At 71.0% G+C, this 26,782-nt stretch carries 30 protein-coding genes; 11 read left to right on the forward strand and 19 right to left on the reverse strand.

Features of this window, described 5'->3' with window-relative positions:
- Positions 1–156: 156 nt before the first annotated feature.
- On the reverse strand, positions 157–372 hold the full coding sequence (locus tag E7Z54_RS13390) for a dodecin (protein WP_136434478.1): 216 nt from the start codon (positions 370–372) through the stop codon (positions 157–159).
- Between the two features lie 68 nt (positions 373–440).
- Between E7Z54_RS13390 and E7Z54_RS13395 the strand changes: the two genes are divergently transcribed.
- Together E7Z54_RS13395 and E7Z54_RS13400 are read left to right on the forward strand one after the other, a co-directional pair.
- Positions 441–767 (forward strand): DUF3099 domain-containing protein, encoded by a 327-nt coding sequence (locus tag E7Z54_RS13395; RefSeq protein ID WP_136434480.1) that lies wholly within the window; start codon positions 441–443, stop codon positions 765–767.
- Positions 757–954, forward strand: a complete 198-nt coding sequence (locus E7Z54_RS13400) for an acetone carboxylase (protein ID WP_136434482.1) — start codon at positions 757–759, stop codon at positions 952–954. Before E7Z54_RS13395 ends, E7Z54_RS13400 begins: the two co-directional genes overlap by 11 nt.
- Before the next feature lie 2 nt (positions 955–956).
- On the opposite strand, the gene moaA is transcribed toward E7Z54_RS13400, so the two are convergent.
- The gene (gene moaA / locus E7Z54_RS13405) at positions 957–1,946 is read right to left on the reverse strand and encodes a GTP 3',8-cyclase MoaA (protein ID WP_206056199.1); all 990 of its coding nucleotides are present in this window, start codon (positions 1,944–1,946) and stop codon (positions 957–959) included.
- 79 nt (positions 1,947–2,025) lie between these two features.
- On the opposite strand from moaA, the gene E7Z54_RS13410 reads away from it, so the two are divergent.
- Positions 2,026–2,931 (forward strand): SURF1 family cytochrome oxidase biogenesis protein, encoded by a 906-nt coding sequence (locus tag E7Z54_RS13410; RefSeq protein ID WP_240769673.1) that lies wholly within the window; start codon positions 2,026–2,028, stop codon positions 2,929–2,931.
- Here the strand turns inward: E7Z54_RS13410 and E7Z54_RS13415 are convergent.
- Genes E7Z54_RS13415 through glpK form a run of 3 tightly spaced genes read right to left on the reverse strand, consistent with a single transcriptional unit; the run spans position 2,817 to position 6,934 of the window.
- Positions 2,817–3,587, reverse strand: coding sequence for an SDR family oxidoreductase (locus E7Z54_RS13415; protein ID WP_136434483.1), 771 nt, complete (start codon positions 3,585–3,587; stop codon positions 2,817–2,819). The two genes, E7Z54_RS13410 and E7Z54_RS13415, sit on opposite strands and share 115 nt — an antisense overlap.
- Positions 3,588–3,616: 29 nt before the next feature.
- Positions 3,617–5,389, reverse strand: a complete 1,773-nt coding sequence (locus E7Z54_RS13420; RefSeq protein ID WP_136434485.1) for a glycerol-3-phosphate dehydrogenase/oxidase — start codon at positions 5,387–5,389, stop codon at positions 3,617–3,619.
- Positions 5,390–5,410: 21 nt separating this feature from the next.
- Positions 5,411–6,934, reverse strand: a complete 1,524-nt coding sequence (gene glpK / locus E7Z54_RS13425) for a glycerol kinase GlpK (RefSeq protein WP_136434486.1) — start codon at positions 6,932–6,934, stop codon at positions 5,411–5,413.
- A gap of 128 nt (positions 6,935–7,062) precedes the next feature.
- Here glpK and E7Z54_RS13430 point away from each other — a divergent pair, with 128 nt between their 5' ends.
- The 4 genes from E7Z54_RS13430 to E7Z54_RS13445 are packed head-to-tail and all read left to right on the forward strand — an operon-like array spanning position 7,063 to position 12,309.
- Entirely contained in the window at positions 7,063–7,788 is a 726-nt protein-coding gene (locus E7Z54_RS13430; protein WP_136434488.1) for an SDR family NAD(P)-dependent oxidoreductase, read from the forward strand.
- Positions 7,788–8,921: an S-adenosylmethionine:tRNA ribosyltransferase-isomerase gene (locus tag E7Z54_RS13435; protein WP_136434490.1), complete on the forward strand. Its 1,134-nt coding sequence runs from the start codon at positions 7,788–7,790 to the stop codon at positions 8,919–8,921. Before E7Z54_RS13430 ends, E7Z54_RS13435 begins: the two co-directional genes overlap by 1 nt.
- A 36-nt stretch (positions 8,922–8,957) precedes the next feature.
- Positions 8,958–9,764, forward strand: coding sequence for an ABC transporter ATP-binding protein (locus E7Z54_RS13440; RefSeq protein ID WP_136434491.1), 807 nt, complete (start codon positions 8,958–8,960; stop codon positions 9,762–9,764).
- A gap of 1 nt (position 9,765) precedes the next feature.
- Entirely contained in the window at positions 9,766–12,309 is a 2,544-nt protein-coding gene (locus E7Z54_RS13445) for an ABC transporter permease (RefSeq protein WP_136434493.1), read from the forward strand.
- A gap of 19 nt (positions 12,310–12,328) precedes the next feature.
- Here E7Z54_RS13445 and E7Z54_RS13450 read toward each other — a convergent pair whose 3' ends face one another.
- Positions 12,329–13,927, reverse strand: coding sequence for an ABC-F family ATP-binding cassette domain-containing protein (locus E7Z54_RS13450; protein WP_136434495.1), 1,599 nt, complete (start codon positions 13,925–13,927; stop codon positions 12,329–12,331).
- Between the two features lie 78 nt (positions 13,928–14,005).
- On the opposite strand from E7Z54_RS13450, the gene ypfJ reads away from it, so the two are divergent.
- Complete coding sequence (gene ypfJ / locus E7Z54_RS13455) at positions 14,006–14,980, forward strand: KPN_02809 family neutral zinc metallopeptidase (RefSeq protein WP_136434497.1); 975 nt, start codon at positions 14,006–14,008, stop codon at positions 14,978–14,980.
- Between the two features lie 12 nt (positions 14,981–14,992).
- Here ypfJ and E7Z54_RS13460 read toward each other — a convergent pair whose 3' ends face one another.
- The gene (locus E7Z54_RS13460) at positions 14,993–15,898 is read right to left on the reverse strand and encodes a phosphotransferase (protein WP_136434499.1); all 906 of its coding nucleotides are present in this window, start codon (positions 15,896–15,898) and stop codon (positions 14,993–14,995) included.
- 92 nt (positions 15,899–15,990) lie between these two features.
- On the opposite strand from E7Z54_RS13460, the gene E7Z54_RS13465 reads away from it, so the two are divergent.
- On the forward strand, positions 15,991–16,446 hold the full coding sequence (locus E7Z54_RS13465; protein ID WP_240769674.1) for a GNAT family N-acetyltransferase: 456 nt from the start codon (positions 15,991–15,993) through the stop codon (positions 16,444–16,446).
- Here E7Z54_RS13465 and E7Z54_RS13470 read toward each other — a convergent pair.
- The 12 genes from E7Z54_RS13470 to E7Z54_RS13525 all read right to left on the reverse strand — a co-directional run bounded on the left by E7Z54_RS13470 (position 16,438) and on the right by E7Z54_RS13525 (position 25,025).
- Entirely contained in the window at positions 16,438–17,055 is a 618-nt protein-coding gene (locus E7Z54_RS13470) for an acVLRF1 family peptidyl-tRNA hydrolase (RefSeq protein WP_136434501.1), read from the reverse strand. The genes E7Z54_RS13465 and E7Z54_RS13470 overlap by 9 nt on opposite strands.
- Before the next feature lie 7 nt (positions 17,056–17,062).
- Positions 17,063–17,575: an ASCH domain-containing protein gene (locus E7Z54_RS13475; RefSeq protein ID WP_136434503.1), complete on the reverse strand. Its 513-nt coding sequence runs from the start codon at positions 17,573–17,575 to the stop codon at positions 17,063–17,065.
- Between the two features lie 7 nt (positions 17,576–17,582).
- Positions 17,583–17,957 carry a metal-sulfur cluster assembly factor gene (locus E7Z54_RS13480; RefSeq protein WP_136434505.1) on the reverse strand — a complete coding sequence of 125 codons (375 nt, stop codon included), beginning with the start codon at positions 17,955–17,957 and terminating at the stop codon, positions 17,583–17,585.
- Positions 17,957–18,439 carry a Fe-S cluster assembly sulfur transfer protein SufU gene (gene sufU, locus E7Z54_RS13485; protein WP_136434507.1) on the reverse strand — a complete coding sequence of 161 codons (483 nt, stop codon included), beginning with the start codon at positions 18,437–18,439 and terminating at the stop codon, positions 17,957–17,959. Before sufU ends, E7Z54_RS13480 begins: the two co-directional genes overlap by 1 nt.
- A 10-nt stretch (positions 18,440–18,449) precedes the next feature.
- Complete coding sequence (locus E7Z54_RS13490) at positions 18,450–19,751, reverse strand: cysteine desulfurase (protein WP_136434509.1); 1,302 nt, start codon at positions 19,749–19,751, stop codon at positions 18,450–18,452.
- 2 nt (positions 19,752–19,753) lie between these two features.
- A complete protein-coding gene (gene sufC / locus E7Z54_RS13495; RefSeq protein WP_136434510.1) occupies positions 19,754–20,515 on the reverse strand; it encodes a Fe-S cluster assembly ATPase SufC in 762 nt (253 codons plus the stop codon).
- The gene (locus E7Z54_RS13500) at positions 20,512–20,847 is read right to left on the reverse strand and encodes a non-heme iron oxygenase ferredoxin subunit (protein ID WP_136434512.1); all 336 of its coding nucleotides are present in this window, start codon (positions 20,845–20,847) and stop codon (positions 20,512–20,514) included. Before E7Z54_RS13500 ends, sufC begins: the two co-directional genes overlap by 4 nt.
- Positions 20,844–22,016, reverse strand: coding sequence for a Fe-S cluster assembly protein SufD (gene sufD, locus E7Z54_RS13505; protein ID WP_136434514.1), 1,173 nt, complete (start codon positions 22,014–22,016; stop codon positions 20,844–20,846). The genes E7Z54_RS13500 and sufD overlap by 4 nt, the downstream gene beginning before the upstream one ends.
- On the reverse strand, positions 22,016–23,434 hold the full coding sequence (sufB, locus tag E7Z54_RS13510; RefSeq protein ID WP_136434515.1) for a Fe-S cluster assembly protein SufB: 1,419 nt from the start codon (positions 23,432–23,434) through the stop codon (positions 22,016–22,018). Before sufB ends, sufD begins: the two co-directional genes overlap by 1 nt.
- Positions 23,431–24,138, reverse strand: a complete 708-nt coding sequence (locus E7Z54_RS13515) for a helix-turn-helix transcriptional regulator (protein ID WP_136434517.1) — start codon at positions 24,136–24,138, stop codon at positions 23,431–23,433. Before E7Z54_RS13515 ends, sufB begins: the two co-directional genes overlap by 4 nt.
- Before the next feature lie 112 nt (positions 24,139–24,250).
- Positions 24,251–24,670, reverse strand: coding sequence for a hypothetical protein (locus tag E7Z54_RS13520; RefSeq protein ID WP_136434519.1), 420 nt, complete (start codon positions 24,668–24,670; stop codon positions 24,251–24,253).
- Positions 24,663–25,025, reverse strand: coding sequence for a hypothetical protein (locus tag E7Z54_RS13525; protein ID WP_136434521.1), 363 nt, complete (start codon positions 25,023–25,025; stop codon positions 24,663–24,665). The genes E7Z54_RS13520 and E7Z54_RS13525 overlap by 8 nt, the downstream gene beginning before the upstream one ends.
- 43 nt (positions 25,026–25,068) lie before the next feature.
- Here E7Z54_RS13525 and E7Z54_RS13530 point away from each other — a divergent pair, with 43 nt between their 5' ends.
- Both E7Z54_RS13530 and E7Z54_RS13535 read left to right on the forward strand, forming a co-directional pair.
- Complete coding sequence (locus E7Z54_RS13530) at positions 25,069–26,016, forward strand: ABC transporter ATP-binding protein (RefSeq protein WP_240769675.1); 948 nt, start codon at positions 25,069–25,071, stop codon at positions 26,014–26,016.
- Entirely contained in the window at positions 26,013–26,780 is a 768-nt protein-coding gene (locus E7Z54_RS13535) for an ABC transporter permease (protein ID WP_136434524.1), read from the forward strand. The genes E7Z54_RS13530 and E7Z54_RS13535 overlap by 4 nt, the downstream gene beginning before the upstream one ends.
- Positions 26,781–26,782 lie beyond the last annotated feature (2 nt).

A 26,782-nucleotide genomic window follows, 5' to 3' on the forward strand; every position in this document is an offset into this window, starting at 1 on the left:
CAGCAAGCTGCCGCCGGCGCCTCCCGCCGCGCTGCCGGCCGATGGGATCTGGCCGAGCGCGTCTCCGGCGCAGAAGCGGGCAGCAAGCTGCCGCCGGCGCCTCCCGCCGCGCTGCCGGCCGCTTGGATCTGGCCGAGCGCGTCTTTGGCGCAGGCGCTACTCGTCGTCCTCGAGGCGGAACCCGACCTTCATCCCGACCTGGAAGTGCTCGACCTCGCCGTCCTTGATCTGGCCCCGGACCTGCGTGACCTCGAACCAGTCGAGGTGCCGGAGGGTCTGGCTGGCGCGCTCGACGCCGTTGCGGATGGCCTGGTCGATGCCGTCCGGGGACGTGCCGACGATCTCGGTGACGCGATAGGTGCGGTTGGACATGTCAGCAGCGTACTGGTGATCAGCCGAGCGCGTCTGCTGTGCGGATGGAGGGGACGTAGGCTGGGGGCATGTCCATCCACCGGCCGTTGCGCGTGCGGGAGGAACCGGCCATCCGCATCACGACGGCCGGCGCCGACCCGCAGGCGGACCTGTCGCGCCGCCAGCGCAAGTACGTCATCGCGATGACGATCCGCTCGCTGTGCTTCGTCGCTGCCGCGATCACGGGCGCGGCCGGCCTGGTCTGGGTATGGCCCTTCCTGATCCTCGCCGCCGTCGTGCTTCCCTACGTCGCCGTGGTCATGGCCAACGCCAACGACAGCCGCGCCACCGAACTGCCCCTCACCGGCGGCGGAGACGCCCAGCGCCAGCTCGGTCCCGGGAGCCATGGAGCCTGACATCTGCTCGGCCAAGGGCTGCCGCAACCCCGCCGCCTGGCAGCTGCTCTGGAACAACCCCAAGCTGCACACGCCCGACCGCCGCAAGACCTGGCTCGCCTGCGAGCAGCACCGCGAGTCGCTGGAGCACTTCCTGGGCGCGCGAGGATTCCTGAAGGAGACCCTCCCGCACCAGCCGGCGGGGTGAGCTCAGCCGCCGATCGCGGACATCGGCCGGTCCGGCTGCAGGAAGCTCGGGTCGTCGATGCCGTGGCCGGGGGCTTTCCCCCACATGGCGGTCCGCCAGCGCTCGACGATGTCGTCGTCGGAGGCGCCTGCCCGCATGGCGAGCCGGAGGTCCGACTCCTGCCGGGCGAACAGGCAGTTGCGGACCTGGCCGTCGGCGGTGAGCCGGACCCGGTCGCAGTCGCCGCAGAAGGGCCGGGTGACTGACGCGATGACCCCGACCGTGGCCGGTCCCCCGTCGACCAGGAACAGCTCGGCGGGCGCGCTCCCCCGTGGTTCCTCGGCAGGAGTGAGCGTGAAGGTCGAGGCCAGGGAGACGAAGATCTCGTCGGCGGTGATCATGCCGTCGCGGCTCCACCCGTGCTGGGCGTCGAGGGGCATCTGCTCGATGAAGCGCAGCTGGTAGCCGCGGTCGAGGCACCACTGGAGGAGCTCGGGCGCCTGGTCGTCGTTCACACCGCGCAGCAGCACCGCGTTGACCTTCACCGGACCGAGCCCGGCTTCCTCCGAAGCGGCGAGACCCTCGATCACGTCGTCGAGCCGGTCCCGGCGGGTGATCTCGTGGAACGTCTCGCGTCGGACCGAGTCAAGGCTCACGTTGACCCGATCCAGGCCCGCCGCCGCAAGCGCGGCGGCCGTCCGCGCCAGGCCGAGCGCGTTCGTGGTGATCGACATCTCGACCTCCGCGTCGACCGCACGGACCCGGCGGACGATGTCGACCAGACCGCGTCGGACGAGCGGCTCACCACCGGTGAAGCGGACCTCGCGCACTCCGAGGCGCTGCGTCGCGACGGTGATCAGCCGCACCACCTCGTCGTCGGTGAGCTGGTCGTCGGTCGGCAGCCAGTCGAGCCCCTCCGGCGGCATGCAGTAGGTGCAGCGCAGGTTGCAGCGATCGGTCAGCGACACCCGGAGGTCGGTCGCGACACGCCCGTGACGGTCGATCAGCGGCAGCACCCGACCAGCATAGGCCCGGCACGTCTAGTCGCGAGCCGGATCGTCGTCGGGCGAGCACTGGTCATACGGTTGTCACGTGCGTGACTGGCTGGCGTCGTGGCGGTTCCTGGTGAGCCGACGCTGGCTGCTGTTCTTCCTGGCCATCGTCATGGTCGGCTACGGGACGTGGTGGCTCGGCGAGTGGCAGTTCGGCCGACTCGAGGACCGCAAGCAGCGCAACGCGGTGGTCCGGGCGAACGAGGACCGGACCCCGGCACCCGTCGCCGACGTGCTGGCGCCCGGTCAGCCCGTCGCGGAGGACGAGGAGTGGCGACTGGTCACCGCCACCGGGGAGTACGACGTCGACGACACCGTCGTCGTCCGCTACCGCACCCGCGACGGAATGCCGGGAGTGGAGGCCGTCGTACCCCTGGTGACCGACAGCGGGACGGCTGTCGTGGTGGACCGGGGCTGGCACCCCACCGACGACCCGAGCTTCGACCCGGCCGACCTGCCGGCTCCACCGGCCGGGGAGGTCACCATCACCGGCTGGGTCCGGGCGGACGGCACCGGCGACAGCACCGAGGTCACCGACCACTCCACGCGCGCGATCAACAGCGCCGAGATCGGGGTGGCCGCCGACCGCGAGGTCTTCACGGGCTTCGTCGCGCTGCGGTCGGAGAGCCCGGAGCCCGCGGAGCCGCTGGAGCCGGTCGAGCTGCCCGAGCTGGACGACGGACCCCACTTCTTCTACGGGCTGCAGTGGTGGTTCTTCGGGATCCTCGCGTTGGGCGGGTTCCTCTACCTCGCGTGGGACGAGCGCAGGAACGGCCCTCGCGGTGAGCGCGCGCGGAGCCGACGCCGGCGGTCGGGCGGGCCGTTCTCCCGTCAGAGCGAGCGGGTCATCCCGCCGTCCACCGGCACCATCGTCCCGGTCACGAAGGACGACGCCGGCGAGAGCAGGAAGGCTGCGACCCGACCGAACTCCTCGGGCGCGCCGTAGCGACGCAACGGGATCTGCTCCTCCCACCGGACCCTGGCGGCCTGGGGGTCACCGGTGGCCTCGTCGAGCTCGGCGACCCGCTCGGTGCCGATCCGACCCGGCATCAGGCCGTTCACGCGGATCCCCCGTGGCCCGAGCTCGTCGGCGAGGTCCTTGGCCACCATGGCGAGACCCGGTCGCAACCCGTTGGACACCGACAGCCCCGGCACCGGTTGACGGACGCTGGTCGACAGCACGAACGCGATCGAGCCGTCCTGCTCCAGCGCCGCGCCCACCTCCCGCGCCAGCCGCACGCCGCCGAGGAACACCGAGCCGAACGCAGCCACCCACTGCTCGTCGGTGACCTTCGAGACCGGGCCCGGCGGCGGCCCGCCGACGCTGATCAGCGCCCCGTCGAGTCGACCCCACCGCTCCCGGGCGGTCTCGATCAGCCGCCCGGGTGTGGCGGGGTCGGCGTTGTCGGCGACGACACCGACCACGGCGTCGCTGCCCGCGCGCCCGCCGAGCCCCTCGACCGCGGCGTCCACCGCACCGGGCTGCCGGCCGGAGACGACGACCGAGGCCCCCTCGGCGACCAACTCCTCGGCGGTCGCGCGGCCGAGGCCCCGGGTCCCGCCGGTCACGATGAACACACGGTCGCGCAGTTGCAGGTCCATGGCCCCGAGCCTAGGAGACGGGACCGAGCCTACGGCGCGACGTCCGGCTCCTCGATGAGCGCTTCGAGGCTCTCGGCGATGTGCGAGACCGGCACGACGTCGGGCGCACCCTTCCGCGCGGCGTCGGCGGTGTGGTCGTCCGGCTGTCGCTGGCTCTCGCGCTCCGCCTCGACCCGCTTCAGGTAGTGCTCCACCTCCCGGTCGCGCTGGGCGCCGTCCCAGCGGAGGTGGCCGCGGACGAGGTCCGCAACGTACGGCGCCGCGCCGACGCCACGGTCGAACGTCTCGATCGAGATCCGCATCCGGCGGGTCAGGATGTCGTCGAGATGGCGGGCGCCCTCGTGGGTCACCGCGTAGACGGCCTCGACCTGCAGGTAGTCCTCGGCGCCGGGCAGCGGGTCGCCCAGCTCCGGCTCGGCCGCGACCAGGTCCAGGACCTCCAGCACCAGCGACCCGTATCGCTCGAGGAGGTGCTCGACCCGGTTCACCGCGAGGCCGGACTGTCGCGCCAGGGTCCGTCGCTGGTTCCAGAGCGCCTGGTAGCCGTCCGCGCCGACGAGCGGGATCCGCTCGGTGACGCAGTCCCCCACCCGCCGGCCGAGCACCGACTCCAGCCCGTGCACCGCCTCGTCGACGGCGTCCGCCGCCATCACCCGGTAGGTCGTGTACTTCCCGCCGGCGACCACCACGAGCCCGGGCACGCTGTGCGCCACCGCGTGCTCGCGGGAGAGCTTCGACGTCGCTGCGTCCTCGCCCGCCAGCAGCGGCCTCAGACCCGCGTACACGCCTTCCACGTCGTCGCGGGTCAGCGGCACCTCCAGCACCCGGTTGACGTGCTCCAGCAGGTAGTCGATGTCCAGCGAGCTCGCCGCCGGGTGGTCCTTCGAGAGCTCCCAGTCGGTGTCCGTGGTGCCGATGATCCAGTGCCGCTTCCACGGGATCACGAACAGCACGGACTTCTCGGTGCGCAGGATCAGCCCGGTCTCACCCCTGATCCGGTCCCGTGGCACCACCAGGTGGATGCCCTTGCTGGCGCGCACCTTGAACTGACCCCGCTCCCGGGCCATCGACTGCGTCTCGTCGGTCCACACGCCGGTCGCGTTGATGACCTGCGAGGCCCGGATCGTGAACCGGTGCCCGGTCTCGAGGTCGATCACCTCCGCGCCGACCACCCGCTCGCTCTCCTTGACCAGGCCCAGCACGCGGGTCCGTGACGCCACCGCGGCGCCGTACGTGGCGGCGGTGCGGGCGAGGAACATGGTGTGCCGCGCGTCGTCGACCTGGGCGTCGTAGTAGCGGATAGCGCCCACGAGTGCGTCCTTGCGCAGCGAGGGGAACGCTTTGCGCGCACCGTGCCGGCTCAGGTGCTTGTGCAGAGGCACGCCGTCGCCGTACCCGCTGGCCCTGGACATCGCGTCGTACATCGCGACGCCGGCACCTGCGTACCAGCGCTCCCAGCCGCGACCGTTGAGCGGGTAGAGGAACGGCACGGGACGGACCAGGTGCGGAGCCAGCCTCTGCATGAGCAGGCCGCGCTCCTTGAGCGCCTCGGCGACCAGCCGGAAGTCCAGCATCTCCAGGTAGCGCAGGCCGCCGTGCACGAGCTTCGAGCTGCGGCTGGACGTGCCGGAGGCGAAGTCACGTGCCTCGACGAGCCCGACCGTGAGCCCGCGGGTCGCGGCGTCGAGCGCGGCGCCCCCACCGACGACGCCACCGCCGATCACCAGCACGTCGAGGTGCTGGGTGGCCATCCGCTTCAGCGCGGCGTTGCGCGCGCGAGGCGAGAGTGCGGCGGGGTTCATGAGGCTCCTCCGGTTGCCGGCTCAGACATCGACCCAGTCGAGGGTTCTCTCGACGGCCTTCTTCCACTGCGCGTACCCCTCGGCCCGCCGCTCCTCGCTCCATTGCGGCTCCCAGCGGGTGTCCTCGCGCCAGTTCTGGCGCAGCTCCTCGGTGTCGGCCCAGTAGCCGACCGAGAGCCCGGCGGCGTAGGCCGCGCCCAGCGCGGTGGTCTCCGGCACGACGGGTCGGCTCACCGGCACCCCCAGTACGTCGGCCTGGATCTGCATGCAGAGGCTGTTGATGGTGACGCCACCGTCGACCTTGAGCACCTCGAGCTGGACGCCGGAGTCGGCGCACATCGCCTCGGCGACGTCGCGCGACTGGTAGCAGATCGCCTCCAGCGTCGCCCGGGCGAGATGCGCGTTGGTGTTGAACCGGGAGAGACCGACGATCGCGCCGCGCGCGTCGGACCGCCAGTACGGCGCGAACAGGCCCGAGAACGCCGGGACGAAGTAGACGCCACCGTTGTCCTCCACCTGCCTGGCTAGTGCCTCCGACTCCGCGGCACCACTGATGATCCCGAGCTGGTCGCGCAGCCACTGGACCGCCGATCCGGTCACCGCGATCGAGCCCTCAAGGGCGTACACGCACGGCTCGTCGCCCAGCTGGTAGGCCGGCGTCGTCAGCAGGCCGGCCTTGGACCGGACGATCTCGGTCCCGGTGTTGAGCAGCATGAAGTTGCCGGTGCCGTAGGTGTTCTTCGCCTCGCCGGGGGCGAAGCAGACCTGACCCACGGTCGCGGCCTGCTGGTCGCCGAGGATGCCCGTGATCGGCACCTCGCCGCCGAACGGTCCGAGCACCCGCGTCGTCCCATAGGGTCCCGCAGCGGCCGCCGCCGAGGACTCCCTGATCCGCGGCAGCATGGAACGCGGGATGCCGAAGAACCCGAGCAGCTCGTCGTCCCAGTCAAGCGTCTCCAGATCCATCAGCATGGTACGGCTCGCGTTGGTGACGTCGGTCGCGTGGACGCCGCCGTCGGGACCGCCGGTCAGGTTCCACAGGACCCAGCTGTCGGTGGTCCCGAACAGTGCGTCGCCCCGCTCGGCCGCCTCCCGGACGCCGGGCACCTGGTCGAGGATCCACTGCAGCTTCCCGCCGGAGAAGTACGTCGCCGGCGGCAGGCCGGCGCGATGGCGGATCACGTCGCCGCGACCGTCCCGGTCGAGCGTCGCGGCGATCGCGTCGGTGCGGGTGTCCTGCCACACGATCGCGTTGTGGAGCGGCCGCCCGCTGCGGCGGTCCCACACGATCGTGGTCTCGCGTTGGTTGGTGATGCCGACCGCCGCGAGATCGCGCGCATCAAGCCGCGCCTTGCCCAGCGCGGTCTGAACGACTGCCGACGTGCGCTCCCAGATCTCGACCGGGTTGTGCTCGACCCAGCCGGCGCGCGGCAGCACCTGCTGGTGCTCCAGCTGGTGTCGCGCGACCTCGGCCCCACTGTGGTCGAAGACCATGAACCGGGTGCTGGTCGTGCCCTGGTCGATCGCCCCCACGAACTCCGCCATGCGCCAACTCTGGCACAGCCGACCGCCCCCTGTGGTGCAGGTGCGCGCCACGCCAGGCAAGCAGGGTCTTGACCTCAACGTAACTTCAGGTTTCACGATGGTGTCAACGCCAACTCGAAGGAGCATCCATGAACAACGTCGCACTCGTCACCGGCGGCAGCGCCGGCCTCGGCCGGGCCCTGGTCGCCGGGCTGGCCGAGCGCGGGTGGTCGGTGATCACCGACGCCCGGGACGCAGGTCGCCTCGCCAGCCTCGGCGACCTCCCGCACGCCGACCGGATCACGGCGATCCCGGGCGACGTCACCGACGCCGGGCACCGCGCTGCGCTGGCCACCGCCGTCGACGAGCATGGTCGACTCGACCTGGTCGTGCACAACGCCAGCACGCTGGGACCGGTCAGCGGCGACCGCCGGTTCCGGCTGCTCGCCGACACCACGCCCGAGGACCTCCGGCACGTCTGGCGGCACAACGTCGACGCCCCGCTCGTCCTGACCTCGCTGCTGCTGCCGGCGCTGGCGGCCTCGGAGGGGGTCCTGGTGTCCATCTCCTCCGACGCGGCCGTGGACCACTACCCGGGATGGGGGCTGTACAGCGCGTCCAAGGCCGCGCTCGACCACGTCACCTTGACCTTCGGCGTCGAGAACCCCGCTATCGCCGCCTACGCCGTGGACCCGGGAGACATGCGCACCGAGATGCACCAGGAATGGTTCCCGGACGAGGACATCTCCGACCGTCCCCTTCCCGAGACCGTCGTCCCGCACCTGCTCGGCCTGCTGCAGCGCCGGCCGCCGTCGGGGCGCTACCGAGCCGCCGACCTGCCGGCTGCCGCACCCGTGGCCCGCGAGGTGGCCTGATGACGCTGCTGTCCGAACGACCGGCCGTCCGCTTCCTCGCGCCACGGGACACCTTCGCCCCGGCGCCCGCGGAGCGGCGCGGTCTGCGTCGCGACCAGGTGCGCCTCCTCGTCGCCGACGAGGACCGGGGCCTGACACACACCAGCTTCGCCCATCTTGCCGAGCATCTCGCTCCCGGAGACGTCGTCGTCGTGAACGACTCCGCCACGGTCCCGGCCCAGCTCGACGCGGTGTCCACCAGACACGGGCCCGTCGTCGTACACCTCGCGACGGGGCTGGACGACGGCTCCTGGGTGGTGGAGGTACGACGCGCGCCCGATGCCGACCGGGCCGTGCTCGACGCCGAGGACGGCGACCTGCTCTCCGTCGCCGCCGGTACGACGTACCTCCGGCTGACCGAGCCGTACCCCGAGCCCGGCTCGTCGCCGACCCGGACGGGAAACCGGCTGTGGCGCGCCGTCATTGCCGACGGCGACCGCGTCCTGCGCGGGGTGGCCCGCCGCTACGGAAGACCGATCTCCTACGGCTACCTCGCCGACCGCTACCCGCTGGCGGACTACCAGACGGTGTTCAGCCACCGGCCCGGCAGCGCGGAGATGCCGTCCGCAGGCCGGCCCTTCACCGCCGACCTGGTGACCCGGCTGGTGTCACGGGGAGTGACGATCACACCGGTGACCCTGCACACCGGCGTCTCGTCGCAGGAGGCGGGCGAGTCACCGCAGCCGGAGTGGTTCGAGGTTCCGGGCTCCTCCGCCGCCGTCGTCAACGCGGCGCGGGCAGGCGGCGGTCGGGTGGTCGCCGTGGGGACCACGGTGACCCGCGCCCTCGAGTCTGCCGTCGTGGCCGCCGCCGACGGATCGGCGCGCCTCGTCGCACGCAGCGGCTGGACGACCCGGGTGGTGACTCCCCTCGAGCCGCCGCGCGTCGTCGACGGCCTGGTGACCGGCTGGCACGACCCGGAGGCCTCCCACCTGCTCCTCGTCGAGGCCGTCGCGGGCGCGGAGCTCGCGCAGCAGGCCTACGAGGCGGCCGTCGCGGAGGGCTACCTGTGGCACGAGTTCGGGGACTCCTGCCTGCTGCTTCCGCGCGCGGAGGGTGTCCGGCCCGGAAGGAGGGATCAGGGGGAATCCTGATGTACGGCGTCGGCGGCGTGAGGCAGGCTGAGAGTCATGACGACCGACGCCCCCCACGTCCGCACCACGTCCCTGGTAGCCGCCCGGGCGATCGACCTGCACAAGACCTACGGCTCCGGCGACTCCGAGGTTCGCGCCCTCGACGGCGTGTCCCTCGACCTCGCCGCCGGCCGCTTCACCGCGATCATGGGCCCGTCCGGCTCCGGCAAGTCCACGCTGATGCACTGTCTCGCGGCACTCGACACCCCGACCTCCGGGGAGGTCGTGGTGGGCGACGTCGCGCTGGCCCGGCTCAAGGACAAGGCCCTCACCACGCTCCGGCGTGAGCGGATCGGCTTCGTCTTCCAATCCTTCAACCTGGTGCCGACCCTCACCGCCCGCGAGAACATCGAGCTGCCGCTCAGCCTCGCCGGCCGCAAGCCGGACCAGGAGTGGTTCGACACGGTCATCGACACGATCGGGCTGCGCAACCGGCTGGGCCACCGTCCCTCGGAGATGTCCGGCGGCCAGCAGCAGCGGGTCGCCTGCGCCCGGGCGCTGGTGAGCAAGCCCTCGATCGTGTTCGCCGACGAGCCGACCGGCAACCTCGACAGCACCTCCGGCGCGGAGGTGCTGACGTTCCTGCGGCGCAGCGTCGACGAGTTCGGCCAGACGGTGGTCATGGTGACCCACGACGCCGTCGCGGCGTCGTACTGCGACCGGGTCGTGTTCCTGGCCGACGGCCGGATCGTCGACGAGATCACGCAGCCCGACCGGGAGCAGCTGGCGAGGGCGGACGTCATCACCAAGCGACTCACGAGCCTGGCCGCCCTCCAGGCGGCCTCCGTCGCCGGGAAGCTCTGAGATGCTGCGGCTCACGCTGCGCAACCTGTTCGCTCGCAAGGTCCGGCTGCTGATGAGCGGCCTGGCGGTCATCCTCGGCGTCGCGTTCCTCTCGGGGGTGCTGGTCTTCAGCAACGGGCTCTCCAGCACCTTCGACGGCATCATCAACGGCTCCACGCCTGACGGGTCGGTCCGCCCGAAGGACACGAACGAGTTCGACGGCGGCTTCTCCGGGCAGACCGTCGAGAGCCTGTCCCCCGCCGTCGTCGACGACCTCCGCGCTCTTCCCGAGGTCGCTCGCGCCGACGGCGACGTCGTCGGCTTCGGCATGAGCCTCCTGGCCGACGACGGCACCCTCGTCGGCGGCACGGGCGCGCCGACGCTCGCGTTCAACTACCACGACGCTCCCAACATGGACGGCGGCTCGATCCTGCAACTGGAGGCCGGTCGCTGGCCCACGGCGCCCGACGAGGTGGTGCTCGACGAGGACGCGATGGAGGCCGGCGACTATGCCCTCGGCGACGAGGTGAAGCTGCTGGCGCCGTTCGGCCAGGTCGACCGCACCGCGCGGCTGGTCGGGACGGCCGAGTTCAACGGCGGCGGCACGGCGGGCGCGACCCTGTTGATCTTCTCCACCGAGGGAGCCCAGGCGCTGTTCCTCGATGGTCGGGACGTGTTCAACCGGATCAGCCTGACGGCGGCCGAGGGTGTCAGCCAGGAGGAGCTCGCCGCCGCCGCGGCGGAGGTGGTGCCCCCGGGCTTCGAGGCCGTGACCGGTGACCAGGTTGCCGAGGAGTCACAAGACGCCGTCGGCGCCTTCCTCGGCGTGATCTCGGTCTTCCTCCTCGTGTTCGCGATCATCGCGGTGATCGTGGGCGGGTTCATCATCGTCAACACCTTCTCGATCCTCGTCGCCCAGCGCACCCGCGAGCTCGCCCTGCTGCGGGCGATGGGGGCCGGGCGCGCCCAGGTCACGCGGTCGGTGCTGATCGAGGCGCTCGTGCTGTCCGTGCTGGCCTCCACGATCGGCATCGGGCTCGGCCTGCTCCTCGCGCTGGGGCTGGCCGCGCTGTTCCGGTTCTTCGGCCTCGACATCGCGAGCGGCGCCCTCGACCTCACCGTGAATGCCGTCCTGGTCAGCTACGCCGTCGGCATCGTCGTCACCATGCTGGCTGCCTATCTCCCTGCCCGTAGGGCCGGCAGGGTGGCGCCGGTGGCCGCGATGCGTGCCGACGTCACGCCCGACCGCGGCTCCTTGCGGCGACGGACAGCCATCGGCGCTGTCGTCCTCGCGATCGGAGCCGGCTTCGCCGTGGCCGGGGTTGTCGGCGCGCCGGGCTCGGACGCCGCGTGGATCGGCGTCGGGGCCGTGCTGTGGATCCTCGCCGTGGCCGCGATCAGCTCCGTGGTCGGCAGACCGGTGCTCGTGGCGTGTCGCGCACTGTTCTCGGCCCTCTTCGGCACGGCCGGCCGGCTGGCGGGCGAGAACGCCCTGCGCGACCCGCGGCGCACCGGCGCGACCGCCTCGGCGCTGATGATCGGGCTGGCGTTGGTCTCCACCATCGGCGTGCTCGCCGCGTCGCTCAACCAGTCGGTCGACGACGTCGTGGACGAGCAGTTCACCGCTGACCTGCTGGTGCAGAGCACGAACTACCTGCCGTTCTCCACGGAGGTCGGCGACCGGATCGCCGAGGTCGAGGGGGTCGGCATGATGAGCCGGCAGCAGTGGGCGACCGCGCGCCTGGGCGGCGACACCGTCGCCGTCGCCGGCAACGACGAGCACTTCGACGACATCTACTCCCTCGAGATGGTCGACGGGCGGCAGCGGATGAGCGGCGCAGAGACGGTGGTCACGACCGACTTCGCCGACGAGCACGGCCTGGCTGTCGGCGACCCGCTGGAGCTCCGCTTCACCGGCGGCCAGCGGCTGGACCTCGAGGTGGTCGGCATCACGGACAGCACCGAAGTGACCGCCGAGGTCTCCGTGCCGCTGGAGCGGCTCGTCGACGCCGGGACGCTCCGTCAGGACACCTCGATCAGCATCCTCCTGGAGCCGGGTGCCGACCCGGCGGCGGTGCACGACCGCGTCGATCGTGCGGCCGAGTCGGTCCCGATCGTCGGCGTCTACGACAAGGCGGAGTTCAGTGACCAGATCCGAGAGCAGGTCAACCAGCTGCTCTACATGATCTACGGGCTGCTCGCGCTGGCGATCGTGATCGCGGTGATCGGCATCGTCAACACCCTCGGCCTCAGCGTGATCGAGCGCACCCGGGAGATCGGGTTGCTCCGCGCGGTGGGGATGAGCCGGGTCAAGCTGCGGCGGATGGTGACGCTCGAGTCGGTGACCATCGCGCTCCTGGGCGCCGTGCTCGGCATGGCGCTCGGACTGGTGATCGGCGTGCTGCTGCGGCAGTCGCTCTCCGACGACCTCACCAGCCTGGGCCTGCCACTGACACAGCTCGTGCTCTTCCTGGTGGTCGCCGTGGTGGTCGGGGTGCTGGCTGCGGTGATCCCGGCGATCCGGGCGTCGCGGCTCAACGTGCTCGAGGCGATCGCGACGGAGTAGACCGGGCCGGCTGGGCCGACTACGCCAGCGCCACCAGGTCGGCGTACTCGTTGTTCCAGAGGTCCTCGACGCCATCGGGAAGGATCAGCACCTTGTCGGGCTCGAGTGCATGCACCGCGCCCTCGTCGTGGGTCACCAGCACCAGCGCGCCCTCGTAGCGGCGGATCGCGTTGAGCACCTCCTCGCGGGAGGCCGGATCGAGGTTGTTGGTGGGCTCGTCCAGCAGCAGCACGTTGGCGGCCGAGACGACGAGGGAGGCCAGCGCCAGGCGAGTCTTCTCGCCGCCGGAGAGCACCCCGGCCGGCTTGTGCACGTCGTCCCCGGAGAAGAGGAACGAGCCCAGCACGGAGCGGGCCTCGGTGTCGGTCAGGTTCGGCGCGGCGGACTGCATGTTCTCCAGCACGGTGCGGTTGACGTCGAGGGTCTCGTGCTCCTGGGCGTAGTAGCCGACCTTGAGCCCGTGCCCGGGTACGACCATGCCGGTGTCCGGCTTGTCGACGCCGGCCAGGATCCGCAGCATCGTGGTCTTCCCGGCGCCGTTGAGGCCGAGGATGACCACGCGCGACCCCTTGTCGATGGCCAGGTCGACGGCGGTGAACACCTCGAGTGCGCCGTAGGACTTGGAGAGGTCCCTGGCCGTGAGCGGCGTCTTGCCGCACGGCGCTGGGGTGGGGAACTTGATCGCGGCGACCTTGTCGCTCTGGCGCTCGCCCTCGACACCCTCGAGCAGCCGCTCGGCGCGCTTGAGCATCTGCTGCGCGGCGCTGGCCTTGGTGGCCTTGGCGCGCATCTTGTTGGCCTGGTCGGTGAGCGTCTTGGCCTTGTTCTGAGCGTTCATCAGCTCACGCTTGCGACGGGCCTCGTCGGTCTCACGCTGGAGGAGGTAGTTCCGCCAGCCCATGTTGTAGACGTCGATGACGGTCCGGTTCGCGTCCAGGTGGTAGACCTTGTTGACGGTCTCCTCGAGCAGCTCGTTGTCGTGGGAGATCACGATGAACCCGCCCCGGTACGACTTCATCCAGTCCCGGAGCCAGACGATCGAGTCCGCGTCGAGGTGGTTGGTGGGCTCGTCCAGGATCAGGATCTCGGCGCTGGAGAAGAGGATGCGGGCCAGCTCGACCCGGCGCCGCTGGCCGCCTGACAGGGTGCCGAGGGGCTGGTCCATGAGGCGGTCCGGGATGCCGAGGCTCTGCGCGATCTGGAGAGCCTCGGTCTCGGCGGCGTAGCCGCCGCCGGCGTCGAGTTCGTCCTGAGCGCGCTGGAACCGGCGCATCGCCCGGTCCCGCTCCGAGGGGTCGTCGGACCCCATCGCGACCTCCGCCTCGCGCATGCGACGGACCGCGTCGTCCAGCCCACGCGCCGAGAGGATCCGGTCGCGGACCAGGATCTCGGGATCACCCACCCGCGGGTCCTGGGGCAGATAGCCGAGCTCGCCGGCGTTGGTCACCGACCCTCCGGCCGGCAGCACGTCGCCGGCCAGCACCTTCGTCAGCGTGGTCTTGCCGGCGCCGTTGCGGCCGACCAGCCCCACCTTGTCGCCGGGGCCGACGCGGAAGCTGACGTTCTCCATGAGGAGGCGCGCACCGACGCGGACCTCGAGCTGGTGCACCGTGATCATGACGTGGCTCAGTCTCCCACGGGTCGGTCGAGAGTCGCGCAACGGCGACGCCCGACTCGGGTGCCCTAGGCTGCCTGGGTGGTCCGATTCAATCCCAAGGCTCGGCTCGACACCTCCCGCACCCGCCACGGTGGTGGCGGCGGCGGGTTCGGCGGCGGCGGCCGGGGCGGGGGGATGCGGCTGCCGATACCCACCGGCCGCGGCGGCATCGGCGGCATCGGCGGCGTCATCGTGCTCATCCTGATCTTCCTCGTCGCGCGCTGGGCCGGAGTCGACCTGGGCATGGGCGGCGGCGCCACTGGCGCGGCGTACTCCCCCGCCCGGATGGGTGACGCCGAGAGCGGCGCCGATCGGTACGCGCACTGCAAGACCGGCGCGGACGCCAACGACGACCAGGACTGCGCACGCGTCGCCATCGAGAACTCGCTGACGGACTTCTGGGAGGGCCAGCGGGTCGAGCGCTGGCAGCCCATATCTGCGCTCACGACCTTCAGCGGGAGCGTCTCCACGGCCTGCGGCAGCGCCACCTCGGCGGTGGGGCCGTTCTACTGCCCCGCCGACCTGGGGATCTACCTGGACACCACCTTCTTCGATGCCGTCCTCGAGCCCGAGCTGGGCGCCCCTGACGAGCCGTTCGTCGAGTTCTACGTGCTGGCCCACGAGTACGGTCACCACCTCTCGAACCTCCAGGGCTTCATGGCGCGGGTGCGGACCCAGCAGGGGCCCACCAGCGATGCGACCCGGCTCGAGCTCCAGGCCGACTGCTACGCCGGTCTGTGGGCGCAGCACGCGACGACCACCGAGGACGCGAGTGGTGAGGTGCTCCTGCTGGACCTCAGCGACGAGGACATCCAGAACGCGCTGGAGGCGGCGGCCGCGGTCGGTGACGACCACATCCAGCGCAAGACCCAGGGACAGACCAACCCGGAGACCTGGAACCACGGCTCGTCGGCGCAGCGGATGCACTGGTTCCGGGTCGGCTACGCCGGCGGCGACGTCGACTCCTGCAACACCTTCGACGCCTCCGAGTCAGAGGTGCTGGGTCGGTCCTGACCGGGCAGGCGGCTAGATCTGGAGCAGGGCCTCCATGTGGCCGAACGTCCGCTGCAGGGCACGCAGGTGGGGCGCCACGGAGGGGTGCCGGTACTTGCCGGCCAGTGCGCCCTCTCCACCGGTCACCCGAGCCAGCGCCCACTCCGCACGGCTGAGCGCGGTGTACACGGCGACGACCTGCGCACCCAGGAGTACGGCGTCCCGGTCGGCCACCTCCTCCGGGAGCCCGAGCAGGTAGGCGTCGAACAACGGCTCGAACTCCTCGCGGGACGACAGGGACAGATACCCGAGGTCGCCCCCCACCGGGCCGTGACCGAGCGTCCCCCAGTCGATGGCCACGGCATCGTCACCGTCCCGCCCCGGGAGGTTCAGGGCGGTCGGGTCGCCATGCTGCGGGACCTGCGGCAGGCCGTCCAGGAGGTCGAGCATGACCTCACGCCGGACCCAGAGGTGGTCGGCGACGTCGGCCACCGTCGTTCGGGCGAGGGTCGGCCAGCCGCCGCGCCGCGCGAGCCGGTCGAGCCGGTCCCGCATCAGGTGCTGGGCGAGGAACCTCGGCCGGCCCAGCTGTGCGCCGGCGAACCGTCCGATCGAGAGCGCGAGGAACAGCCCGCTGGACGCCGCGTCCTCCACCCAGTCCCGGATGATCGTGATCCCCTCGGCATCCTCCTCGACCGAGCCGGCGACACTGCGCAGGCCGGGCGTCGCCGTGGCGAGGCCGGTGAGGAGCACGTCGGCCTCGCGACGCCAGTAGCCGCTGTGCCCGGGCTCCGTCAGGGCCGCAGGGTCACCGGGTTGGGGCGCACCGAGCCGCTTCACGACGACGGCACGACCACCGAGCGCCGTACGCCACACCCCCACGGTGGACGTGCCGGAGCCACCGGGGAGCGCCACCCAGTCGGGCTCGGGCTGCCACATGCTCCGGAAACTAGCCGATCACGGGCGTCCCGGCGATCAACCTGCCGCCACCCGCGCGGCGTCCGCCGCGGGCGCCGCGACAGAATGCACGCGTGCAGATCGACCTTGACGACCCCCGCCGCCCCGATGTCATCGAGCTCCTCGAGGAGCACCTGGCGGACATGTACGCGACCTCTCCGGCCGAGAGCGTGCACGCGCTCGATCCCGGAGCCCTGGCGGTGCCCGGGATCTCCTTCTGGACGCTGCGGGACGAGGTCACGGTCCTGGGATGCGCCGCGCTGAAGGAGATCGGTCCCGGGCACGGCGAGATCAAGTCGATGCGTACGGCGACGGCCGCCCGGCGCCGTGGGGTCGGCGCGCGACTGCTGGACCACCTGCTCGCGGAGGCTCGCACGCGCAGCTACGCACAGCTGAGCCTCGAGACCGGCTCGGAGGACTTCTTCGCTCCGGCGCGCGCCCTCTACGCCTCCCGCGGCTTCACCGAGTGCGGACCGTTCGGGGACTACCGACTGGACCCGCACAGCGTCTTCATGACCCGCTCACTGTGACGCCTGCGCGTTCTCGACCTCCACGACCAACGCCTGCGCATCGCCGACCACCCGGTCCAGGACCGCTCGACGAGGGTCCGGCACGGCGAACCACGGTCCCACCACGCTGACCGACGCCAGTCGGGGGTCGGCCAGGACCTCGGTCACGGCAGCGCGGTCACCGCCCGCGGCCACCAGGGCCACACCGGACAGGATGCGTGCGGCGTGGTCGGCCGCTGCGGCGTAGGCCTCGCGGGCCTGGTTGCCGCGACGCCGGGCGAATCGCTGCTGCGACTGGCCACCGGCCTTGGTCCTGCCCTGCACGTGACGCTGACCCACCTTGGAGTCGACGACGGCACCGCCCACCACGCGCGCGATCGCGAACCCACCCTTGCGAACCAGGAGCGCGCCCCACAGGTCCGGAGCGGTGGCGGCGTCGGCGAGAGCGGTCGGGTCCGGGAGGCCGTCGTACGACCTGCTGAAGGGCAGCCGTGCCGCGAACCACGACCCGTCGGGCGCGGTTCCGCGCAGCGCTCCGCCGTCCACGACCAGCATCGCGGTCCCGTGGGAGGCCTCGAAGTTCGTCAGCCACCGCGACCAGCGGGCGACGGGGACCAGGACGTCGGGCACGTCGCCCTCAGTCCTCGTAGATGACCTCGAACCGCTCGAGGACGATCGGCATGTCGGGGCTGAAGCCGCGGTCGTGCTCGGCGTGCTCGGTGAAGAAGCGCTCGTGCACCTTGCGCCAGTGCTCGAGGCTCAGGTCGCCCTCGCCCTCGAGCCGGGCGTGCTCGGCGTCCACCTCGTCGAAGCGCACGACCTGCACCTCGGTTGTGACGACCAGGGCTCGTGGCCGTCCGGCGCCGTCGACCAGGATGCCGAGCGAGCCGCGTTCGGGCAGCGGCTCCCCCGTGGTCTCGTAGTCCCACAGGGCCGAGGAGGTCGCGGTCTTCGAGCCGGCCAGCACCAGCTCGAGCAGCGCGTCGGACTGCTCCGGCGTCGCGCCGAACGACCACGCCGGCGGGATGAGCGACTCGAGCGCCGACGGCCCGAAGTAGCCCGGGAGACTCGCGAGCTTCGCCCGCCGCTTGGCGACCTCCCAGAACGCGCTGACCTGGTCGTCGTACGGCGATTCCTGGTCCGCGCTCATGCGCGGATCATACGTTGAAGCCCAGGGCACGCAGCTGCTCACGGCCGTCCGGCGTGATCTTGTCCGGGCCCCACGGCGGCATCCAGACCCAGTTGATCGCGACGTCGTTGGCCAGGCCCTCGAGCGCACTGTTGGTCTGGTCGGTGATCACGTCGGTCAGCGGACACGCCGCCGAGGTCAGCGTCATGTCCAGCACGACGTTGGACTGCTCGTCGACGTGGACGCCGTAGACGAGGCCGAGGTCGACCACGTTGATCCCCAGCTCGGGGTCGACGACGTCCTTCATCGCCTCCTCGATGTCCTCCACGGTCGCCGTCCCGGTCCCGGCGCCGCCGACAGCGGCCTCGGGTACCTCGGGCAGGTCGGTGTTGTCAGTTGTCATCAGTTGCCTCCGTCTGCTGCTCGGTCATGTGCGCCGATCACCTGCGCGGTCGCGTCCTTCCAAGCCATCCAGGACAGGAGCGCGCACTTCACGCGGGCCGGGAACTTCGCGACGCCTGCGAAGGCGATCGCGTCCTCGAGCACGTCCTCGTCCGGCTCGACGGTGCCCTTGCCCTGCATCAGGGCCAGGAACTCGCCGTGGATGTCCATCGCCTCGTCGACCGTCTTGCCCACGACCAGGTCGTAGAGGACGGAGGCCGACGCCTGCGAGATGGAGCACCCGACCGCGTCGTACGACACGTCCGTGATCCGCTCGCCGTCGAGCTGCACCCGCAGGGTCACCTCGTCACCGCAGGTCGGGTTGACGTGGTGCACCTCGGCACCGTGCGGCTCCCGCAGGCCCTTGCCGTGCGGCAGCTTGTAGTGGTCGAGGATGATCTCCTGGTACAGGGCGTCCAGGGCCGAGGCGTCAGTAGTGCTCATCGCAGTGTCCCTAGGCGAGCTTGAAGTACGAACGGGTGTATTCGAGCGCCTCGACCAGGGCGTCGATCTCGCGCGGCTCGGTGTAGAGATAGGACGACATGCGGGTCGAGCTCTGCACCCCGAACCGTGCGTGCGCGGGCTTGGCGCAGTGGTGGCCGGCGCGTACGGCGACCCCGCGGCTGTCCAGCACCTGCGAGATGTCGTGCGGGTGGACGCCGTCGAGTTGGAACGCGATCGCCCCACCCCGGGCGGCGGCGTCGAGCGGGCCCAGGACCGTCAGTCCCTTGACGGTCTGCAGCCCCTCGAGCGCGTAGCCCGTGATGGCCTGCTCGTGCGCGTGGACGGACTCCATGCCGACGTGGCCGAGGTAGTCGACCGCGGCGCCGAGCCCGATCGCCTCGACGATCGGTGGCGTGCCGGCCTCGAACTTGTGCGGGATGCCTGCGTAGGTCGAGGCCTCCATCCGGACGGTCTCGATCATCTCGCCGCCGCCGAGGAAGGGTGGCAGCGCGTCGAGGACCGCACGACGGCCCCAGAGCACGCCGATGCCGGTGGGGCCGACGACCTTGTGGCCGGTGAATGCGATCAGGTCCGGCCGCTCGTCCTCGGCCATCGCCTGCAGGTCGATCGGCAGCTGCGGCGCCGCCTGAGCGGCATCGACGACCATGATCGCGCCGACGGCGTGCGCCCGGCGTGCGATCTCCGCGATGGGGTTGATGGTGCCGAGCATGTTGGACACCCAGGTCACCGAGACCACCTTGGTGCGATCGTCGATCAGCTCGTCGATGTTCGACAGGTCGAGCCGGCCGTCGTCGGTCAGCCCGAACCACCGCAGGGTCGCGCCGGTGCGCTGGGTCAGCAGCTGCCACGGAACGATGTTGGAGTGGTGCTCCATCTCGGTGATGACGACCTGGTCGCCCTCGCGAACCTGCCGCTCCCCTGCCCAGGCGAGCGTGTTCGCGACCAGGTTGAGCGCCTCGGAGGCGTTCTTGGTGAAGATCACCTCGTCGCGGTCCGGCGCGCCGATGAAGGCGGCGACCCGGTCACGAGCGGCCTCGAACGCTTCGGTGGACTCGGCGCCCAGCTGGTGCATCGCCCGCGCGATGTTCGCGTTGTGCCGCTCGAGGTGGTCGACCATCGTGTCGATCACGACCTGCGGCTTCTGCGAGGTGTTCGCGCTGTCGAGGTAGACCAGCGGCATCCCGCCCGCGAGCGTGCGCTCGAGGATCGGGAAGTCCTTGCGGATCACCTCCAGCTCCGGGAGGAGACCCGGCAGGGCGGCCGACCGGGTGGTCGAGCCTGTCGCGCCCATGATCAGACCGCCGCGGCCTTCAGGAAGCGGTCGTAGCCGTTGGCCTCGAGCTCGTCGGCGAGCTCGGGCCCGCCGGACTCGGCGACCTTGCCGGCGACGAACACGTGGACATGGTCGGGCTTGATGTAGCGCAGGATCCGCGTGTAGTGCGTGATCAGCAGGACGCCCTTGCCCTCGCGCTCGCGGAACCTGTTGACGCCGTCGGCAACGACCTTCAGCGCGTCGATGTCGAGGCCGGAGTCGGTCTCGTCGAGGACTGCGACCTTGGGGTCGAGCAGGTCGAGCTGGGCGATCTCGTGGCGCTTCTTCTCGCCGCCCGAGAAGCCCTCGTTGACCGACCGCTGCGAGAACGTGGGGTCGAGGTTCATCCGCTCGAGGACGCCGTTGACGTCCTTGACCCAGGTGCGCAGCTTGGGCGCCTCGCCGTCGATCGCGGTCTTCGCGGTGCGCAGGAAGTTCGCGACCGAGACACCGGGCACCTCCACCGGGTACTGCATCGCCAGGAACAGGCCGGCACGTGCCCGCTCGTCGACCGACATCTGCAGCACGTCCTCGCCGTCGAGGGTCACCGTGCCACCGGTGATCTGGTAGCGGGGGTGGCCGGCGATCGAGTAGGCCAGCGTCGACTTGCCGGAGCCGTTGGGACCCATGATCGCGTGGGTCTCTCCGTCGTCGATCGTCAGCGTGACGCCCTTGAGGATCTCGATCGGGCCGTCGTCGGTCTGGACCTGCACCTTGAGGTCCTTGATCTCGAGCTTGCTCATGCGGGGGTCACTCCGTTCAGGGTGGTCGAGACATCGACGTACACGTCGTCGCCTCGGAGTTCGACAGGGAAGGTGGCGACGGGCTCGGTCGCCGGGAAACTGGTGGGCTTGCCGGTGCGGAGGTCGAACCTCGAGCCGTGGAGCCAGCACTCGACGGTGCAGTCCTCGACCTCGCCCTCGCTCAGTGCCACCGCGGCGTGCGTGCAGAGGTCCTGCAGCGCGAACACCTCGGAGCCGTGCCGGGCCAGCGCGACGTCGTACCGGTCGATGGTGACGGCGAGCGCCTCGTCCTCGGGGATCTCGCTCAGCGCGCAGGCACGTTCGAAGCTCATGCCAGCTCCTTGAGGACGTGGCGCTGGAGCTCCTCCTCGACCTGGCTGCTCAGCTTCGCGGCCAGCTCCGGGACCGTGACCCGGCGGATCAGGTCGTCGAAGAAGCCGCGGACCACGAGCTTGCGCGCCTCGGCCTCCTCGATGCCGCGCGAGCGCAGGTAGAACAGCTGCTCGTCGTCGAAGCGACCGACGGCCGACGCGTGGCCCGCGCCCGCGATCTCGCCGGTCTCGATCTCGAGGTTCGGCACCGAGTCGGCCTGGCAGCCGTCGGTGAGGACGAGGTTGCGGTTCTCCTCGTAGGTCTCGATGCCTTCGGCGACCTTGCGGATGAGCACGTTGCCGATCCAGACGGTGTGCGCCTTCTCGCCCTGCAGCGCGCCCTTGTAGACGACGTTGGAGACGGTCTTGGGAGCGGTGTGGTCGACGAACAGACGGTGCTCGAAGTGCTGCCCCGCGTCGGCGAAGTAGAGACCGAACAGCTCCGCGGTGCCACCGGGGCCGGCGTAGTCGACATTGGTGCTCGTGCGCACCAGGTCACCACCCAGCGTGAACTCGAACTGCCGCAGCGTCGCATCGCGACCCACGCGGGCGTTGATCTGCTCCGCGTGCACGGCGTCGTCCGCCCAGTCGTTCACGTGCACCAGGTCGAGCTGGGCGCCGTCCCCGACGAGCACGGTGGTGAAGGCGTCGTAGGTCGTCGAGCCGGAGTGCTCGATGACGACGGTCGCGCGGGCCTGGGTGCCGATCCGAACGACCAGCCGGCCCCAGACGATCTCGTCGAGCGAGGTGCCGTGCAGGTGCACCCGGATTGGCTCCGTCACGTCCGCCTCGGCCGGGATGTCCAGCAGCAGCGCGCCGCCGGCATTCTTGGCGGCGAGGGCACCGAGTCGGTCGAACGGCGCGGTGCCGCCGAGCGCGGACGCCTCGTCGAGCGAGATCGCCGTCAGGGTGACGCTCGCAGGCAGCTCGAGCTTCTGCTCCAGGTGCCCATCGGACGGCGCGTCCTGGAGCAGCCCGCGAAGTCGCTTGAGCGGCGTGAACCGCCAGATCTCCTCGCGGCCGGTCGGCAGCGGGTGCGCCTGGAGGTCGTACGTCGGCTCGGGGTGGAGGTGGGACTCGACGTGCTCCATCTCCACCGCAGCCGCGGTGGTGTCTACAGCGGTCGACATCAGCCGACGGCTCCTTCCATCTGCAGCTCGATGAGCCGGTTCAGCTCGAGGGCGTACTCCATGGGCAGCTCCTTGGCGATCGGCTCCACGAAGCCGCGGACGATCATCGCCATGGCCTCGTCCTGCTCCATGCCGCGCGACATCAGGTAGAAGAGCTGGTCGTCGGACACCTTCGAGACGCTCGCCTCGTGGCCCATGGACACGTCGTCCTCGCGGATGTCGACGTACGGGTAGGTGTCCGAGCGGCTGATCTGGTCGACCAGCAGCGCGTCGCACAGCACGTTCGACTTCGAGCCGTGCGCACCCTCGTTGATCTGGATCAGGCCTCGGTACGACGTCCGGCCGCCGCCGCGGGCGACGGACTTGCTGAGGATCGAGCTGGAGGTGTTCGGGGCGGCGTGCACCATCTTGGCGCCCGCGTCCTGGTGCTGGCCCTCGCCGGCGAAGGCGATCGACAGCGTCTCGCCCTTGGCGTGCTCGCCCATCAGGTAGACCGCGGGGTACTTCATGGTGACCTTCGAGCCGATGTTGCCGTCGACCCACTCCATGGTCGCGCCCGCCTCGCAGACCGCCCGCTTGGTGACCAGGTTGTAGACGTTGTTCGACCAGTTCTGGATGGTCGTGTAGCGGCAGCGGCCGCCCTTCTTGACGATGATCTCCACGACTGCGGAGTGCAGCGAGTCGGAGGAGTAGATCGGCGCCGTGCAGCCCTCGACGTAGTGAACGTAGGCGTCCTCGTCGACGATGATCAGCGTGCGCTCGAACTGACCCATGTTCTCGGTGTTGATCCGGAAGTAGGCCTGCAGCGGGATGTCCACGTGGACGCCCTTGGGCACGTAGATGAACGAGCCGCCCGACCACACCGCGGTGTTGAGCGCGGCGAACTTGTTGTCGCCGACCGGGATGACCGTGCCGAAGTACTCCTTGAACAGCTCAGGCTGCTCCCGGAGCGCGGTGTCGGTGTCGAGGAAGAGCACGCCCTGCGCCTCGAGGTCCTCGCGGATCGAGTGGTAGACGACCTCGGACTCGTACTGCGCGGCGACGCCGGAGACGAGGCGCTGCTTCTCCGCCTCGGGGATGCCGAGCTTGTCGTAGGTGTTCTTGATGTCCTCGGGCAGGTCGTCCCAGGTCGCGGCCTGCTTCTCGCTGGACCGGACGAAGTACTTGATGTTGTCGAAGTCGATCGCCGACAGGTCCGAGCCCCAGGTGGGCATGGGCTTGCGGTCGAAGAGCTTCAGGCCCTTCAGCCGCAGGTCGAGCATCCACTGCGGCTCGCTCTTCTTCGCGGAGATGTCGCGCACGACTTCCTCGCTGAGACCGCGCTTCGCGTCGGCGCCGACGTCGTTCTTGTCGGACCAGCCGAACTCGTAGCGACCGATCCCCTTGAGCTCGGGGTTCAGCTCTTCGATGGAGGTCATGAGGTGACCTGCTCCTTCTCTCGGTTGGTCGAGCCTGGCGAGACCCGGTTGATCTGGTGGACACCGGGGATGCACGTGGTGCAGACCCCGTCGCCGTGGGCGATGGTGGCGAGCCGCTGCACGTGGGTGCCGAGAACGCGGCTGATCGCCTCGGTCTCGGCCTCGCACAGCTGCGGGAACTCGTGCGCCACGTGGGAGACGGGGCAGTGCTGCTGACACAGCTCCTCACCCACGGGGATCTCGTGGACAGCCGCGGCGTAGCCCTCGTCGGAGAACACCATGGCCAGCACCTCGGCCGGCGAGGCGTCGGGGAAGGCCGCCTGGACCTCGGGGAAGCGCCGCTCGATGAAGGCGGCACGGCGGTCGGCGAACGCACGCACGGCGTCCTCGCCACCGGTCTCACGCAGGAAGCGGAGCGCCTCGGCGGCCAGGTCGTCGTACTGCTGGTCGAAGCCGTCGCGCCCGTGCTCGGTGAGTGCGAAAAGCTTGGCGGGTCGTCCGCGGCCGCGCACCCCCACCGACCGAGGGTCGCGGGCCTCGACGGCACCTTCGGCGACCAGCTGGTCGAGGTGGCGCCGTACGGCGGCTGGGGTCAGGTCGAGCCGCTCCGCGAGGGCGGCTGCGGTGGAGGGGCCGTTGACGAGGATCGAGTGGGCAACCCGTCGGCGGGTCGGCTGGTCGGCGTCCAGACCGGTCTCCGTCACGCCCACACCTCCCGCTCAGCTCGCGTCCCACGGCCGCGCCTAGTGCGCGCCCGACGAATATGACAACACCAGTGTGCCGATATTGATTCCGGCACTTCAAGCAAGGGGAGCCTTAGTGACCTGCGGCCCGGGGTCGGGTGTGGCGCAGCCAGGCGAGCCCGGCGAAGGGCAGCACGAGCGGGAGGAAGGCGTAGCCCTGCCCGAAATGCGACCAGACCGTGCGGTCCGGGAACAGGTCGGTCGCGAGGTAGCTGAGCGTGCCGACGGAGAGCACGCCGACGAGCTCGATCAGGACGGCGACCCCGGCCAGCCGCCAGCCGGTCCGGCCGCCGAGCAGCAGGCAGGTGGTGGCGAGGAGGTAGATGACGGCCGCGAGCAGGGACAGCGAGTACGCGAGCGGCGCCCGGTCGGCGTGCATCCCCAGCTGCACGGCGGACCGGCCGGTCGCGGCCACGGCGAACACGCCGTACCCGAAGACCAGCGCCCTTCCCCAGCCCGTCGACAGCTCCTGGGAGGGCCCCGGCCTAGGCACCGGCGCTCCAGATGTCGCCGAGCCGCAGCTCCATCCCGGCGACGGTCCCGACAGCGAGGAGCATGATCGTGGTGCCGACCCGGGACCGCTCGGCGAGTGAGAACAGCGCTCCGGCGACCGGCGCGAGCGCGGCCGTGACCAGGTAGCTCACGAACGTGGCAGCCGAGACGTCCCGCTCGGTGCCGGCGAGCGCGACGCAGCCCCAGACGAGCTGCACGAGCAGCAGCACCTCCAGCACGGCGAGCGTCAGGAAGTGGCTGTCCTGCGCCGCGCGGTCGCGCACCAGGTCGACCACCAGCAGGACGGCGGCGACGCCACACATGGCGAGGATCACGCCGTACAGCCAAGGAGTCACGGCCGCCAGCGTAGAGCCGCGCGCCGCGCCCTACACTCCCCGGGTGCCACAGATCCGCGCAGCCGACCTTGCTGTCAGGGTCGACGGACTGGTGATGCGGTACGGCGACCGGACGGCCGTCGACGGCCTCTCCCTCGACGTGGAGCTCAACACCATCACCGCCGTGCTCGGTCCCAACGGCGCCGGCAAGACCACGACGCTCGAGACCTGCGAGGGCTACCGACGCCCGCAGGCCGGGACCGTCAAGGTGCTCGGGCTGGACCCGGTCCGCGACCGGAGGGCGCTGCTACCCCGGATCGGCGTGATGCTGCAGTCCGGTGGCGCGTGGAGCGGAGCGCGGGCCGAGGAGATGCTGCGCCATTTCGCCAGGCTCCACGCCCACCCGCTCGACGTGACCCTGTTGATGGAGCGGCTGGCGCTGCACGAGTGCGGGCGGACGCCGTACCGACGGCTCTCGGGCGGCCAGCAGCAGCGGCTCGGCCTCGCCCTCGCGCTCGTCGGTCGCCCGGAGCTGGTGTTCGTGGACGAGCCGACCGCCGGGCTGGACCCGCAGATCCGGCGAGCCGTCTGGGACCTGCTGGAGGAGCTGCGGACCGACGGGGTGACCGTCGTGCTGACGACGCACTACCTCGAGGAGGCCGAGCGACTGGCTGACAAGGTGCACATCCTCGACCACGGCAGGCTGGTCGCCAGCGGCTCGCCACTGGAGCTGACCCGCGGCGGCACCGTCGCGACCATCCGCCTCGTGGTGACGCAGCCGTTCCCGCCGGGGTCGCCCGAGGCGCTGGCCGCCTCGCTGGGCCCCGGCACCGAGCTGACGGTGCTCGACCCGCTGAGCCTCCAGGTGTCCGGACCGGCCGACGGCTCCACGCTTGCCAAGGTCGCCGCCTGGTGCGCCGACCACGACGTACTGCCGGAGTCGCTGTCGCTGGGCCAGCGGAACCTCGAGGATGTCTTCTTGGAGCTGACCGGCCGGGAGGACCTCGGATGAGCACCTTCTCCCCCGCTCCCGGTGCCGCCCCCGTCCTGCGCCAGCTCGTGACGCAGGCCGGCATGGAGGCACGCCTGATGCTCCGCAACGGCGAGCAGCTGCTGCTCGCCGTCGTGATCCCGGTGGTCGTGCTGGTCGGCGCGGTCCAGGGCGCCGACCGGATCGGCCTGGGGATCGACGGACGGACCGTCGACGTGCTGACGCCGGGCGTGCTCGCGCTCGCGGTGATGTCGACGGCGTTCACCTCGCTGGCGATCGCGACCGGCTTCGAGCGGCGCTACGGCGTGCTCAAGCGTCTCGGTACCGCTCCGCTCTCCCGCGGGACGCTGCTCGGCGGGAAGGTCGCCGCGCTGCTGGTGGTGCAGGTCCTCCAGTTCGGGGTCATCGGCGGCGTCGGCCTGGCCCTCGGCTGGCGCGGCCCGGACGGCGTCGGCGCCGTGCTGGCCCTGATCCTCGCCGCGCTCCTGGGCACCGCGGCGTTCGCCTCGCTCGGCATGCTCCTGGCCGGCTCCCTCCGGGCCGAGGCCACGCTCGCCGCCGCCAACCTGGTCTACCTGTTGCTGCTGGCCGGCGGGGCCGTCGTACTCCCCGTGAGTGCGTACGGCGGCCTCGGCGACGTGGTGCGGTGGCTGCCGTCCGGAGCGCTCGGCGAGGCGGTGCGGGCCGCGTGCGACGGAGCCGTCGCGGTGCGTGACCTGCTCGTGCTCGTCGGCTGGGCCGTGGGCGGTGCGGCTCTCACCACCAGGACGTTCAAGTGGGAGTGACG

It is taken from the genome of Nocardioides sp. (assembly GCF_004803405.1).
Lineage (GTDB): Bacteria > Actinomycetota > Actinomycetes > Propionibacteriales > Nocardioidaceae > Nocardioides > Nocardioides vastitatis.

Excerpts from the sequence above, each read along its gene's own strand:
- E7Z54_RS13390 (WP_136434478.1), bottom strand. The coding sequence starts at position 372 with ATGTCCAACCGCACCTATCGCGTCACCGAGATCGTCGGCACGTCCCCG.
- E7Z54_RS13395 (WP_136434480.1), top strand. The coding sequence starts at position 441 with ATGTCCATCCACCGGCCGTTGCGCGTGCGGGAGGAACCGGCCATCCGC.
- E7Z54_RS13400 (WP_136434482.1), top strand. The coding sequence starts at position 757 with ATGGAGCCTGACATCTGCTCGGCCAAGGGCTGCCGCAACCCCGCCGCC.
- E7Z54_RS13415 (WP_136434483.1), bottom strand. The coding sequence starts at position 3,587 with ATGGACCTGCAACTGCGCGACCGTGTGTTCATCGTGACCGGCGGGACC.
- E7Z54_RS13420 (WP_136434485.1), bottom strand. The coding sequence starts at position 5,389 with ATGAACCCCGCCGCACTCTCGCCTCGCGCGCGCAACGCCGCGCTGAAG.
- glpK (WP_136434486.1), bottom strand. The coding sequence starts at position 6,934 with ATGGCGGAGTTCGTGGGGGCGATCGACCAGGGCACGACCAGCACCCGG.
- E7Z54_RS13430 (WP_136434488.1), top strand. The coding sequence starts at position 7,063 with ATGAACAACGTCGCACTCGTCACCGGCGGCAGCGCCGGCCTCGGCCGG.
- E7Z54_RS13435 (WP_136434490.1), top strand. The coding sequence starts at position 7,788 with ATGACGCTGCTGTCCGAACGACCGGCCGTCCGCTTCCTCGCGCCACGG.
- E7Z54_RS13440 (WP_136434491.1), top strand. The coding sequence starts at position 8,958 with ATGACGACCGACGCCCCCCACGTCCGCACCACGTCCCTGGTAGCCGCC.
- E7Z54_RS13445 (WP_136434493.1), top strand. The coding sequence starts at position 9,766 with ATGCTGCGGCTCACGCTGCGCAACCTGTTCGCTCGCAAGGTCCGGCTG.
- E7Z54_RS13450 (WP_136434495.1), bottom strand. The coding sequence starts at position 13,927 with ATGATCACGGTGCACCAGCTCGAGGTCCGCGTCGGTGCGCGCCTCCTC.
- E7Z54_RS13460 (WP_136434499.1), bottom strand. The coding sequence starts at position 15,898 with ATGTGGCAGCCCGAGCCCGACTGGGTGGCGCTCCCCGGTGGCTCCGGC.
- E7Z54_RS13475 (WP_136434503.1), bottom strand. The coding sequence starts at position 17,575 with ATGAGCGCGGACCAGGAATCGCCGTACGACGACCAGGTCAGCGCGTTC.
- E7Z54_RS13480 (WP_136434505.1), bottom strand. The coding sequence starts at position 17,957 with ATGACAACTGACAACACCGACCTGCCCGAGGTACCCGAGGCCGCTGTC.
- sufU (WP_136434507.1), bottom strand. The coding sequence starts at position 18,439 with ATGAGCACTACTGACGCCTCGGCCCTGGACGCCCTGTACCAGGAGATC.
- E7Z54_RS13490 (WP_136434509.1), bottom strand. The coding sequence starts at position 19,751 with ATGGGCGCGACAGGCTCGACCACCCGGTCGGCCGCCCTGCCGGGTCTC.
- sufC (WP_136434510.1), bottom strand. The coding sequence starts at position 20,515 with ATGAGCAAGCTCGAGATCAAGGACCTCAAGGTGCAGGTCCAGACCGAC.
- E7Z54_RS13500 (WP_136434512.1), bottom strand. The coding sequence starts at position 20,847 with ATGAGCTTCGAACGTGCCTGCGCGCTGAGCGAGATCCCCGAGGACGAG.
- sufD (WP_136434514.1), bottom strand. The coding sequence starts at position 22,016 with ATGTCGACCGCTGTAGACACCACCGCGGCTGCGGTGGAGATGGAGCAC.
- sufB (WP_136434515.1), bottom strand. The coding sequence starts at position 23,434 with ATGACCTCCATCGAAGAGCTGAACCCCGAGCTCAAGGGGATCGGTCGC.
- E7Z54_RS13535 (WP_136434524.1), top strand. The coding sequence starts at position 26,013 with ATGAGCACCTTCTCCCCCGCTCCCGGTGCCGCCCCCGTCCTGCGCCAG.